Raw genomic sequence first — 13,198 nt, forward strand, 5'->3', positions numbered from 1 at the left:
TCCGCTAGTATTTTGGCTTCATCTCTTCCAGCCGCCTGTCCATATCGCGGAAAAAGCCGGTCACAACTGTTGAAACCATCCTTAGCCGGGCAGCCTCCGTCGCCGCTGTTTGATTTATCAATGCGGCTTCAGTTCGGCCTTCAAAGTTGAGTTGATTTGATACTTTCTCCATGTCGGCCGAACGTCGAATGCCGGAAAGCTGGATTCCGGCACCTTGTCTGGTGCTTGAAGAGGCGATCGAACTTCCCGTATTGAAAGCCTGCTTGCTTTGCAACGCCTGCGTTTCGAGCGCCTGATTGATTTCACCCTGATAGACATTGCTCGCCTCTACCTTCGTGTCTCCGACGATGCCGGTGTTGTTGTTTTGAAGTGCGATGTTACTTCTGGTCGTTGAGTCCATCTGCTTGTTTACTTCTTGAATAGGATGCTTATTTCTCGACCAGTCAAAAAGTTCCTGACCCGTGCGTATCGGAACGGAAGTTCCGGCGATCGAGGAGCCGCCGGGGGTGAATTCGTAGGTCTTCATCCCAAATCGCTCAAGGTTGCCCTGACCACGCAGTTCTACTTCCTTCATTCCGTCGATGGTTCGAGCTTCTTTAGTTCCTTGAGCTTCCGCTAACGTTCCTGCGATCTCCCGCTTGGTTGCCGCTGCACTGCTGCTCAGGCCATAGTTCTTGGTCGCCTCGGCCAGCAATGTCTGCGTCACCTGATTTGCCCGGATTTGTCCCAAACTGGTGGTAAGGCCGCCTTCGACTCCGGCAACGGATGACACCAATCGGGCGTCCGTTGATTGGTTTGCGGCCTCTAGGGATTTTCTTGCGGCCGTCTGCTCGGCATTGTAGATGCCCTGAATTTGGGTGTTTTCGGCTTGTCGATTGATGGCGGCTCCCGCAACTAATCCGTATGTCTCAAGCGCCGTTCCGATACTCGAAAGCATCCAGCCCATCGAGATCTGAGAGACACTCTCATAGACCTGACCTCGCAGAACTCTGTAACTGAGCCACGGAACGAGAATGAAACAGAGGCTGGAAACGAAGAACAACGCAGTGACGATCAGAGCACTTGAAGCTGGATCATAGGCACCGTTGGTTATGATCTTCGCGGTTACTGGATCAAGAGAAAATGTACTCTCCCCGTTGTAGATAGAAAGCGCAAGAACGCCGAGGCCATAGCAAACATATAGGGTCACTTCCTTTACTATCGGAAATGCAAGCGCAAAAGTAGCTACGCCCCAACAGAATGGATAGAACATCTGGGCGGCAAATTTCTCGTCAAAACCAAAAGCTGCGAGGACGGGCGCGGCGAGTTTCAGTCCTATTAAGATAAATAGCCCCGCGATCGCAAGAAAGAGTCCGCCGAACTTGATGATGTTCTGTCCGATCACCATAAATGTGAACATACGGGGCAGACTCCAGCCAAGGATATTAAGTTCACCGGTAATGTCCTTTACCGTCGATTCCTTATCCATAATGATGCCGACAAGTCCGGGCTCGCCGTTCGGAAGTCGCTCTGCGAGCAATGAATTAGGATCCTCGACTGCAAAGTTTGCTTTCACAAACTTTTTCATCTTGTCGTCGAATTCTGTCACTAGCGAACGGTTGTAAGCCCGGATAGGACGGGCGAAAAACTTACCCGTTATCGTAAGGCCATCAATGATGAACGGGCTCGCTCCGATCAACACCATGAAAATGATCGAACGGATCGCCCAGGCAACGAGTTGCTCGGGTCCAAGGCCGCGGTTGTCATGGAACCGGCGAATAAAAGCAAAGATCAAGACAAAACTCGCTATGATCCACGCAAGAAACATAAGGATCGGCATGAGCGGCTTTATGATCGTATTGAGAACGGACTGAAATAGCCATTCCTGTCCAGTCCGCATGAGATTCTTGATCTGTTCGCTAAAACTGGGTGCAGGCGGTTTTGGCGGAACAACTGGGCCGGGAGACGGTGTCGCAATCGGGTTCGCGGGGTATCTATTCTCGAATTCGCGAAGTGCCGGTGCCGGACTCCCATCCAGCGGCGGCATAAACGGAGAATCCGAGTTGATCGTCATTATTAGGTCATTCGCCGTCACAGGCTGTCCGTTCATCGTTCCTACCGGAGTCTGGCCCTCGACGCGAGGAGGGCGCGGCCGGGTTTGCCCGGCCGCTGTATCGGCGAGGAGGTATGGCGAGACGAGGTAGGCGAGAACGATTAGAGCTGTCGCTAAAGCGTGGCGAAATGGAGTCGCGTTTCTCATGGCTTTGTTTGTTCTATTTCTTTAGATTCGATCGTTTTGGCGGTTATGGAAGGGGACTTTCATAGACGTCGTCATTCCATACTTCATAGCGTTCGAGTTCGCGAAGAAACTCGTCCGAGGCTCGGGTGATCCCGGTCATCATCTCAGTGCTTCGTCGAATCTCTTTTCCGAATTCTGTCATCTGCTCGATCTTGAGGCCGTAGGCAATAAATTTTGCCTGGATCTTCGCTTCAAGCTCGCGCAGTTGTCCTTCGACTGTTGAAATACGCAGATTGATCGCGAGCATCTGATCGATCAGAGATTGAACACCATCCCGATTGGCTGCCGGATTAGCTTCTATCGCGCGGGTTTCATCTGCGATCTTCTCTCGTTCTTCATACAGCTTGGCTAGATCGAGAAGCATGTTTTCACGGTCGAAGAGCATCCGTTCGAGTTCAGAATCGAGCTTTGCGAGGCGTTCAAGATTCTTGAGGTGGGCATCGGCGCTTCGACCGATCGAATGCCGAAGGAAATCGTCAAGGTCTCGCTTGTTTGCGTCCATATCGAAGATGCCGTTCTTAAGGCGTCGTGCGATATTGACGACAGAATGAATCTGGCTCGTGATGGTCGCCTCAATTCGTTTCTTTAGTTCAAAGGTGCCCCGTATCAGACGGCCGATGGTCGCATATGTAGTTATCAGCTGCTTGTGCCGCATGACTTGCTCTTCAACCTTACCGAGGATCCCTCTCAGATTAGTTACGCTTTCCACCATCTTTTCGTACTGCTTGACCGCTTGTTCATAGGTATCGATATAGTGGTTGATGGTCTCCACCCACCGTGCTGCCTCCTCGACCCTCTTCTCAACCTGGAGAATATACTGTGACGGATCGAATACCGTCCACTGTGCCCGGGCCGGGCGAACGTCGAAACCAATAAAGATCGACGAAAGAACTGCCCCGAAAACGAGATGTCTTACTATTCCGTTACTTCCGATCATGCTGATACCTCCAAACCGTTCAATTCATTCAGGTCAAAAGAAGATATTTCCGTGAGTCCGACTGCGGTCAATCCGCTCGGGTACTTTGAGGCCAGCCAGGACACGACGATCTCAGGTGGCAGGTCGGGCCGAATATTCTCGACAAGTCTTCGCGCATTCGCTTCGTTCGTGTCGTTGGTGTTAGCCCAAAGCATCGCCGGCGAAAGACGGATCTCGGCCATCTGGACGATCTTGTCCGCTCCGCTGCCGATGACAAAAACCCATTGTGTAAATCGCCCGTATTGATTTCTGATCGCACGAATCGCGGCAACTGTCTCAGGGGCAAGCTCGCAATCCGACGCCAGTCGGTCAAAACCTCCGATCTGTTTGCCGATCATCTTTACGCCGGAGTTCTTCACAAGATCTATTCCGATCTCATTCGGACGCTCCGCAGTTCCGGTAAAATGCTCGTAGGCCTGGGAGAAGAGCACCGTTACTAATCCTTCCTTGCGTCCTGTCACAGTTGCCTCGGCAATGAGTTCCTGTATCGCCGGAAAGTGTTTGTTGATCTCGCGCATTTCGTCGCAAAGGAATAGGATCGGGGTCTTTTGCTTCCGCTCGTCTTCTTCGCCTATCTCCTGCATTATCTGGGCGCTGATCCGAAAGCCGACGCTTTCACGGATCTTTTCGTCAAGGCCGCTGATACCTGAGAGCTCAAATACGTCGAACAAAGACGGAACGTCGTAGTCAGGATGGGTTGGCGAATTAAGCCACGGATCCTTTCGGTGAACATTAAGTTTCAAATAGAGTTCGCTGGCTTGTGCTTGTTGCGCAGGCTCCCAGTGATAGGTCTTTAGAACATCCAGAAAGTGTCCAAGCGTTGGTTGGAATTTCGGTCTGCCGGCCCCATTGCGAGAGATCGCCATCTTGTAGACCTCATCGATAACGGTGGCGGCAATAGCACTTGTGATCGCGTCTGTCTTTGCTGTTTTGCTTAGAATGAGAATGTCCATCAACACCATTGAAAGCTGGCGCTTCGTGGGACGGTTACCTTCCTCGATTCCCGGATAGTTCCAGATGTTGATCGGTTTGGGATCGGCTTCGTTAAATTCGATGTGACGGCCGCCAAAAAGTTTACAGATAGGCTTGAACGAATGCCTGTAGTCCATCACGCGGACCTTTACGTTCCCGCGGTGTGCCCGGATGTCCGTGATCAGCATAGCCGCAAGAAATGATTTGCCTTCACCGGACGCTGCGGTGACGATGACCGTTGGAGATTTGATCAGTGCCCGATCGTAGAGATCAAGACCAAACATCTGGCCATTCGGGGTTGTAAAGACGCTATGCGGCCTTCGGCTGCCGCGCCAGCTAGTTTCGGTCGGGACAAATGAGATTACCGAGTCGGCCGTTTCCGTAAGTTCCTGACCTGTTGGCCTCCAGGAAAGTTCGCCGGCAAGCATTCGCGGATAGATCGCGCGTTGCCGCACTGCGTCTTCTCTAATTGCGTCCGCCCCGATCTTCTTGCGGATCGCTGAGACTACCGCATCACATCGGTCGTCAAGAATTTCAAGCTGGCGACGCGTTTCCTTAAGCCCTTTTGAACGGCCCGCAAAGACAATGACGTTTAATCTGAGATCGCAGATCTCTTCATTGTCCCCTTCGACCTGTTCGAGCAGGCCCTCAAGGTCTGACTTGATAACAACCGCGTCCTTTTTGAGATTCCGGAACCCAAGCCAGGTGTTGCGGCTGCCGTCGATACGATCGATTCGCTTCTGCAGGTCTTTTTTTGCAGCCTGTTTTTCAGTTGTCATCAAATCAACGACGATCTCGTGCGGAAATCCTAGAGCTCTCGTAGCAGTTAGATAGCGCATGATATCTGCGGTCACAAAGCCATTTGGGAGAGTTTTGAGACTGACTAAACTTGCAGGCGTACCATTGTGACGGATGTACTGCTCGCGTTTTGTCTCAATTTCTGTACTGCAAAGATAGCGCCGCAGATCGACGCAATCTGAGCTTGTCAGATCAGGGAAAGGACCGTGCTCCCGGCGATGACTGATAAAGAGTGATTCAAATATCTCTGTTCGGTTCATCTCCCGAAGGTGCAAGCTGCGAGGAAAATTGGCTTCGAATGATTGAAATACTCGTGAAGCTTTTAGTTTGCAGGCGGCTTCACTTTGCACCTCTCTCTGCACCATCAATTCACTTTCGCGATTTCTTATCCTTCTGAGGGGAAAGCGGAATAGTCGTGTAAACCCGTGATCCCCTATGTCTTTTGAGATAGAAGGCAAAAGCAAAGACATTATTCCCTTTTCCCCTGCATCACGTACCGGAACTCGTATCCAGACTGTTGCCGTTTGTCGCATAACTTCGCCGGATCTGATCGCTTCCTCTTGGAGCGCAAGATTGGTGGCCTGAAGGACACCGGCGACCGGATCGGATGATGCGGTGTCTCTGGATGAGAGATGTGACCTAAGCACCTCACCTGTGTCGAGCGAGTTTAGGAACCGAAACTGAATGATAGTGTTCTTCGGCTTCTCGAATTTCAGTATCGTTTTCAGCTCGTCGATCCGTTGTTCAGTCACGTAACCATCGATGTAAAGACTGTTCGACGGTTCGAAAATATAGGCCTTCCCATAGCTGCCGTCTCGGTAACGGATAGTGTTCCCATCTAGGCCCGCGATCTCGGTCGGTAATATCCGACCTGCTTCTGCATTCTCGATGAGTTGAGTTCGAGACCCGCGGTCCAATGGAGTACGGCTCGATAGCGATCTCACTGCCGGCATGAAACGAAATCCGGCTACCAATCCAAGACCGACGGAAAGAAGTCCTCCGAAAAGAGAGATTGCGATTTGCGCGAATGTTAGGTTTGCTGTGTCCATGCTTATTTCCTGTTCGATGTCTTCCAACTTGTCGGTTCGAGTTCGCCTCGGAGCGGCGGTCGATACTCAGTCCATCGGTCTATCTCGGCGTCAAACTTTTGAGAAAGCCAGTAGGAAGGCTTACTCAAACGAAGATAGTTAAAGATTCCCAAAAGAATCAGAAAAACTAGCAGTCCCATGGGGAATCCCAGCGGAACGTAGCCCACCCAAAGCCCGAAAACAAAAGGAACGATGTAGGCGATCGCAGTGGGGATCAGGATAAACTTCCAGTCGGTAGAGTAGACCCCGAACCGCTTCAGGCCACGGAAAACATTAGGTCGTGTTGCACGTTTTCTCATGTGGCTTCCTCCTAGAAGTTCGTATCAACTCCAACCGCACGTCCCTGTGCAAGCTGCCAGAACACCGCGACTATCGTTCCGAACGCAAACGACAGGAGCGAACCGAACGCTTGGTTGCCCCATTCCTTTCCGGTCATCTTGTTATAGATCGACCAAGCCACGCCGACCGCTCCAAGACAAAACAGAATGATCGCCATGAGCTTAAGGGCTTCACGAATGATGTTGGAGAGGTTACTTGCATCTCCGGTGAAGATCGGGCCTTGTGCAGAAGTCATTTGCGTGAAAAGCAACATTAATCCGAGCGGCGCCAGTGCAGGTACATGGCTTTTGACACATGTCAGTAGTTTTTTCATAGTCGTCCTCGCTTTGTAAGTTTTCGTTGACGAACCCGGAAAAAGGGTCCAGATACGTCAATACTTTCAACCGCTCTGCAAGGTTCGTGCCGTTCGATGATCGGGCTCGGTGGCACATTGGGCGGCGCATGGGTGGCACATCGGTTGCGAAGGACGGGTGATATGAAAAAACGAATCACACACCCGATCACATTGTTCTTGCTACTTTTTGCTGGTTTCCCTTTAGATGCTACAGCGCAGGAAAAACAACTGGTTTCTCGAACTTCACTCGGAAGAATGGATGTACTTTCACGTGCCAGATTGTTCGAGGCGACGATAGAAAAGGTCGCAAAAAGCGAAGGCGTCGACCCGCTCATCCTATGGACAATCGCCTATAACGAAACGCGGTTCCGGCCATGGCTGACAAGTCCAAAGAACGCTCAGGGATTGATGCAGTTCATGCCCGCGACTGCTGCCCGGTTTGGGTTAAAAGACCCGTATGAGCCGACCTCATCGCTGTATGCGGCGGCGAAGTATGTGAAGTATCTGGGACGGCTATTTGATTGGAAACTTGAGTCTGTTTTAGCCGCCTATAACGCCGGCGAAGGCACCGTTTCTGCGTATCTTTATGGGCGAAATCTAAAGTCGAACGGACGATTGATCAATGCCTCCCAACGGAGGACGGTCAACGGTGTCCCGCCGTATAAGGAAACTCTGGGATATGTTTCGCAAGGCGTCGAGGTGTATCGCTGGCTCAAGCAGCAAGGCAGATTTGGCACGGCTCCGACGCCATTCGCCGCCGAGAAATATCCCAGGAGTGAAAGGGAGATCAAGGCAACGGAGGTTCAGGAAAGCAAAGCAATTTTGGTTTTCTATGATCCGCGAACCGGTAGACGAAGCCTGATCTCTCGTGAAACTTCAGACGAGCCGCGACAACTCAGTTTCGGCCCTGTTATTGTCGGACAAAACATTCCAACAAATTCGGCCCGGCGAGCTCGCTCAACTTTTGCCGGAGAAATTGTTTTATCAACCCACGATCGATAGTCGGCGAATTTTCGAGTCAACTGCGGACGACTTTCGCACCGTTCGGCAAATTTTTCTGCCGATGTGGAGTTAGAAACCGGCTATTGACCCGAGAGTGGCTATTTCGCGTCTGGCACTGCGTTTGCCATTAGCCCTTTCGAGACCGAAATCTTATGAAAGCAAATGAAACAAAAATCGAAACGCCCGATACAGGGAAAATGGTTAACGGTTCACCAACTTACCTTACTCGCGACCCGGACGACATCGTTACGATCGCGTCGCTTTTGAAGATCCTCGCCGTGCTGCTTTTTGCCCTCGTTCTGAGCGGCTGCATAAACATGTTCCTGATCTTTAGAAAGGCAGACCGGATTGTGGTCGATAAATCGAGCGGACGAGTTGTCGAACTAAACAACCGTGATTATGGTGCAACCGAAACCGTCAGCATCACGCCGGACGTTCCTACATCAACTGACAAGAAGTATTTGGTCAAGGAATTTCTAATCGCTCTTTACGAAGTCGAGCAAACGACGCGCGAGGCGCAAGTAAACAAACTGCTCCGAATGCTCGACCCTGATCTTTCGATGGCGATGGCCAATCGACTAAAGCAGAACGGCGTTCTCGCCGCCGAGAAGACAGAAAGCGTAAATTCGTCATGGGAACTACAGGACTTATCCGTCGATGAAAGCGACCCATATATTCTGCGAGCGATCGGCACGCGCAAGATAAGGCGAAAAGCCTCAGGCCAGGATGTGGAAGAGTCCGTTCAGCTCAAATGTAAATTTCTGTTGAAGGACAGCCCTGCGACCCCGATCCGAAACGACAATAACCTGAGAACCGGCTTCACCATTCTTCGGTTTCGCGTCGAACCCGTAAACGGCAAGACCATCTCGCCTTTATCGCTCATAGGCGATGCGGAGGAAACATCATCAGCAATTCAACCCGGCAGTGAAACAACTGGCGGTAATTAGGAAGGAACCTCATCTGAATCATGAAAACTTTAAGCATTTCAAATCTGGGAAAATACACTACGAGGATAATTGGAATCTCTCTCGTCGTCCTGTCGGCATTTGTTGTCAATGTTTATCCGCAGAGCCGGAAGCCTGTACACAAACCTAAAATAAGGAAAGTCGTTCGCCCGATCTCGAACGAGACTAATCAGACCTCAAATGAAAAGGTCGTAAACATTTCAGCGGTCTCCAAAGAAATACAGCCCGTTGCCGTGGTTAATGCTTCGCTCCCTGATTTCCTGTCGGGAGAAGCAAATGTAACGGTCAACCCGAAGCAGCCTACCGTTGTGCGTCTGGGACTGGCTCAAAACGCAGTTTCTATTGTCGAGTTTCCCGCATCGGACGGAATCTATTACATCCATGAGGGAAACCCCAAGCTTGCGTCAGTGTTTCAGTCTCCGACAAAAGAAACCGACCGATCGATAACCATTTACCCGGGAGAAGGATTCGTCCCTTCAAAAGACGGGGCGACCTCTGCCGCGATCAGCCTGCAGATGCGGTCCGGCCTGGTTTTGATTCTCGAACTGGTACCGGTCAGCGACCTTAAAAAGAATGCTCACAGATGCGTTATCTCATATGACCGCGAAGCAGTTGTCTCGGCGCGTAGGGTTGCAGGACTCGCGTCTGACCTTGGCGGTGACACCAAGAATCCGCCTCCGATCAACTCACGGGCACTATCCAAACTGGTCGGTTCAGCACGGCCCGCCGAAGAGAAGATTTCTGATTCTCCAATTTCGGAGTTGAACTCTATCTCAAACGCTGTTTTCGCCGAAATACCCGAATCAAAGCGGGCGGGTTCGAAGCGAGCAATGACCGATGCTGAGATATCGAAGGCTGCAAACAAGCGGTTGGCTGACGTTCTTCGAGATCAAAAGAAGCACCTCTCCGCGTGGTCTTCACCTCTTCACGGTTTGGAACTATCACTGACCCGCGTCACCGATCTTGATTCCGGAAACCGTCTTGTTGTTATTGCGATTCGCAATTCTGCATCAACAAATCTAAGGCTCGTTCGAGGTTCCCCTGAACTTCAGATCCAGACGCTCGACAAGGACGGCAACAGCCTTCTCACCACCAAACTCGATCTCCGCTATTTGGAAACAACCGCGTTTGAGGGCCTTGTCCAACCAGGCTCTACGACGTTCTATGCTCTTGTCTACAAATCTCCGCTCCTCGGGGTTAATCAGAAGATTCGAGTCGCCGTTGCTCAAACCGAAGCTATCGACGCCCCAATCTCGGCAACTCTTAACGGATCGAAATAAAGGAGACACGCGATGCAAACTACGTTAACTACAAATTCCGATATTCCGACTGCCTTACCGGACATCGAGGCGGACGAAGAACGCGAGAAAATGTTGCTGGCTGATCAGAATGAACTTTCGAACGATGAAGTTGATGATGATGAATTGGATCTTGAAACCGGATCGGAACGAAAAACTTCCCGAACCGCGAAGGTACTAAAAACCGCTGCCGCGTTCACGGTATTCTTGTTACTGATGGGTACAGCGATCACCTGGTTCTTCGGTATGGGCTGGTTCGCTACGCCGAATCCCCAGGCCGTCAATCGAACGAGCCAAAAGGATTCATCTCCGGCTCCAATGACCGAGGATGAGAAACTTAAGGCTGCCCTCACAATGGTTGCGTCAAAAGAGCCAATACCAAGCAAGGACTCTGTGGTTGGGCAATCCGATGAACCGATATCGATCGACAAACCCGCTCCTGCTGACACCGAGTCAAACGATATCTCTTCGATGTCAGCATCGCGAACGAGAACCGAGCCTTCCTTCAATCTTGGCACTGATATCTCCTCCCGGGACGCTCTCAAACGAGAGGATCAGCCCACCAACCTGGAGACAAAGAAGAATTCTCCACAAGGTAACGACACTCCCCTGTCAAAATCTGTATCGTCAACCGAACCCTTAGGACGCTCGCTGTTCTTTGGAGTCACAAAGGTCAGAGATGAGCAATTTCGCAATAATAGTGCAGCAACTACAGCGCCAACCTCGGACACACCGAAGCCAAAAGTAAATGGCTCACTGCCGTTTGGCTCACTGCTTACGGTCCGTCTTATTGGAGCGATCTACACGCTTAGAAATTCCGGAGGGGTCGTCCGTATGGAATTGACACAACCGGTTGTAGGAAAGGGTTATTCCTATCCGGCCGGCACGACTCTAATTGGTAATCTACGGGGCGGTGAATCCGTAAGAGCGTTCGTCAACATTATCGGCCTGATCGATCCGGTTTCTGGTGAACTGGTGAAGTTCACCGGCGAACTATTGGGAACTGACGGTGCCTCAGGGATTCCCGGAAACAGGAAAAGAGTCACCGGAAAGTGGACCCGATTCTTTCGAGGCATAAAAGATACTGCCGGCTCGATATTGGGATCGGTCGGTTCAATCCGTTCAGGGGGAACAGTAGTAATATCTGAGCCGCTGCGCCGAGGGTCCGAAAAACTCTCCGAGGACACGAGTCAGTCACTGTTTGGAAACGAACCCGAGGACACGTTCCTAGAGGTCTTAGCCGGAACCACCGGATACGTACTTGTAACGCAACTACCCGAACCGAACTCTTCAATTGCCAACGCAGAAACGGGAGCAAAAAAGGAATGATTCCGTTTGACGCATCCCGTCCACAGATCAACCCCCGCGAACTTGTCTCAGACGGAAAGCACGGTGAGCTTTTCCAACTGATGGCTGGACACGGATACGTGCCCGACGAGCAAGTATTCGAAGACTTCTGTGAGAGTCTTAAGTCTGGACGGGCATGGCTTATTTCCGGTACGCGCGGCAGCGGGAAGACTGCATTTCCCGAAGCGTTAGCCGCCGCCTGCAATCTTTCAATGTGTGTTGTTGCCGGACGCGATGGGTTAAAACAGGAAGAGATCCTCTATGACTGGGATAATGAAGAGCAAGCCGTGTGGATGAGAGAACACCTGGCTCTCGCAAAACAACTGCCACTTGACGAGCAGGCCGAGTTTCTCGACAATGCCCGACGCTCTAAGTGGCAGCGCCGATTTCTGATTCTTGGTGAAGTAGGAATGGCATACGACTTGGCGGCAAGCGCGGCGTCGAGCACTCCAATGAAACCACCGCCGGTGTTGATCCTTGATGAAAGCGATAAGTTTGGGGCCAGCATTGAAGATTCACTTCTTATGCCGCTCGAACGTGGACTGATCTACATTCCACGATACGAAGGCGGAACGATAGGCGTTCCCGACTGGAATTCGAGACCGATCGTGATCACGACCTCAAATGATCTGCGCCACAAACTCAGTTCGCCGTTCATTTCGAGACACGTTTACAGCCGGTTCGCGAGTCCTTCGCTGGAAAAGGAGCTTGAGATCTTATCGACAAGAAATAAAAGCGCGACTTCAGCCCACTTAGCACTTACAACCAAGCTGATAGACGCCGTTCGCGGAATCGCCGGAATGGAAGATCATCCGAGTGTCCGTGAGTCGATCGACATCGTTGCGGCTCTCGAACGCGACTTGGTTGAGTCTCTGAATTCGAAAAACTTGGTCCGATATTTTTGCTATTTCGTAAAGACCGGAGCATCCAGAGAACTGCTGACTCTTCAACTCGACTATCTCTTGGGGATGATGCACGCCTTCCACCCGGACATCGATTCTTGGCTAGGCTCGCGTGATGCCAGTTGGAAGATTAGGTGGCCGCAGCTCGCCGACAATTCCCTATGAATAGAACAGAATCCAAATTGGGGCTTTTTTCGACGATCAAACAGTCGGTGGTTCGCAGTCAATACGCTGGCCTACTGGTAGTCGTTTGCGTGGTCGGCATCTACGGATTTGTCAGAATATTGATGCCGCAGAGCGAAACGGCCCAGGTTCGATTTGTTGAAACTCGTGGGCCTGAATCTGAAAAAGAGTCTTCGCCGACCGGATCGCAGACCGAAGACCCATTCTCCGGCCTCGAGTATGATAATGCGGTAAGACTCAGAGAAACGTCGGCTCTGGGGATGGCGATCTCGTTGTCGGTGTTATCGCTGAATGCTCAAAACGGAAGACTCCCAGAGAATGTCGATCGGATAATTCGCCACGTTAATGCCGCCCGACTACTGCCGCCCGGGATTCAATCAAATTCAGCAACTATTACTTCAGAGCGAAGCACGTTTCATATCATATATCGACGCGAACCCTTTTCATTTGAGGTACTGGCCGTACCAAAATCCGATCTAGGCTCACAATTACTTTTTAGATTTCCGCTCCCTCAAAGCGAACCCAATACCGTTCTGTATTTTGAAGCGCTCCGCGATAAACCCTTTCCGGCAGCTCTTTCAACTGTTGAACAATTGAGTGCGTCAGGCTGGAGGATCCGGCATTGGCGAGGTGATGTATCGTCCATTACTTCGGCGACATATGATTCGCTGAAAGAACAGAGTGATTATCTTCGTAACACACGGTAACCGATCAAG

The 13,198-nt window shown here is 51.2% G+C and carries 11 protein-coding genes; 6 read left to right on the forward strand and 5 right to left on the reverse strand.

The window, feature by feature from the left end:
- Positions 1 to 4 precede the first annotated feature (4 nt).
- The 5 genes from IPM50_03060 to IPM50_03080 all read right to left on the reverse strand — a co-directional run bounded on the left by IPM50_03060 (position 5) and on the right by IPM50_03080 (position 6,764).
- Positions 5 to 2,239 (reverse strand): hypothetical protein, encoded by a 2,235-nt coding sequence (locus IPM50_03060; GenBank protein QQS33579.1) that lies wholly within the window; start codon positions 2,237 to 2,239, stop codon positions 5 to 7.
- A gap of 43 nt (positions 2,240 to 2,282) precedes the next feature.
- Positions 2,283 to 3,215, reverse strand: coding sequence for a hypothetical protein (locus IPM50_03065; protein QQS33580.1), 933 nt, complete (start codon positions 3,213 to 3,215; stop codon positions 2,283 to 2,285).
- Positions 3,212 to 5,977, reverse strand: a complete 2,766-nt coding sequence (locus IPM50_03070) for a hypothetical protein (protein QQS33581.1) — start codon at positions 5,975 to 5,977, stop codon at positions 3,212 to 3,214. The genes IPM50_03065 and IPM50_03070 overlap by 4 nt, the downstream gene beginning before the upstream one ends.
- A 98-nt stretch (positions 5,978 to 6,075) precedes the next feature.
- A complete protein-coding gene (locus IPM50_03075; GenBank protein QQS33582.1) occupies positions 6,076 to 6,411 on the reverse strand; it encodes a hypothetical protein in 336 nt (111 codons plus the stop codon).
- Between the two features lie 11 nt (positions 6,412 to 6,422).
- Positions 6,423 to 6,764 carry a hypothetical protein gene (locus tag IPM50_03080; protein ID QQS33583.1) on the reverse strand — a complete coding sequence of 114 codons (342 nt, stop codon included), beginning with the start codon at positions 6,762 to 6,764 and terminating at the stop codon, positions 6,423 to 6,425.
- A gap of 276 nt (positions 6,765 to 7,040) precedes the next feature.
- Between IPM50_03080 and IPM50_03085 the strand changes: the two genes are divergently transcribed.
- The 6 genes from IPM50_03085 to IPM50_03110 all read left to right on the forward strand — a co-directional run bounded on the left by IPM50_03085 (position 7,041) and on the right by IPM50_03110 (position 13,189).
- Entirely contained in the window at positions 7,041 to 7,787 is a 747-nt protein-coding gene (locus tag IPM50_03085; GenBank protein ID QQS33584.1) for a lytic transglycosylase domain-containing protein, read from the forward strand.
- Between the two features lie 152 nt (positions 7,788 to 7,939).
- Entirely contained in the window at positions 7,940 to 8,734 is a 795-nt protein-coding gene (locus tag IPM50_03090) for a hypothetical protein (GenBank protein ID QQS33585.1), read from the forward strand.
- A 20-nt stretch (positions 8,735 to 8,754) separates the two neighbouring features.
- Complete coding sequence (locus IPM50_03095; GenBank protein QQS33586.1) at positions 8,755 to 10,032, forward strand: hypothetical protein; 1,278 nt, start codon at positions 8,755 to 8,757, stop codon at positions 10,030 to 10,032.
- A gap of 12 nt (positions 10,033 to 10,044) precedes the next feature.
- Positions 10,045 to 11,379 carry a hypothetical protein gene (locus tag IPM50_03100; protein QQS33587.1) on the forward strand — a complete coding sequence of 445 codons (1,335 nt, stop codon included), beginning with the start codon at positions 10,045 to 10,047 and terminating at the stop codon, positions 11,377 to 11,379.
- Positions 11,376 to 12,464 (forward strand): AAA family ATPase, encoded by a 1,089-nt coding sequence (locus IPM50_03105; protein ID QQS33588.1) that lies wholly within the window; start codon positions 11,376 to 11,378, stop codon positions 12,462 to 12,464. The genes IPM50_03100 and IPM50_03105 overlap by 4 nt, the downstream gene beginning before the upstream one ends.
- A complete protein-coding gene (locus IPM50_03110; protein ID QQS33589.1) occupies positions 12,461 to 13,189 on the forward strand; it encodes a hypothetical protein in 729 nt (242 codons plus the stop codon). The genes IPM50_03105 and IPM50_03110 overlap by 4 nt, the downstream gene beginning before the upstream one ends.
- Positions 13,190 to 13,198: the final 9 nt, after the last annotated feature.

It is taken from the genome of Acidobacteriota bacterium (assembly GCA_016700075.1).
In the GTDB taxonomy this organism is placed as follows: domain Bacteria; phylum Acidobacteriota; class Blastocatellia; order Pyrinomonadales; family Pyrinomonadaceae; genus OLB17.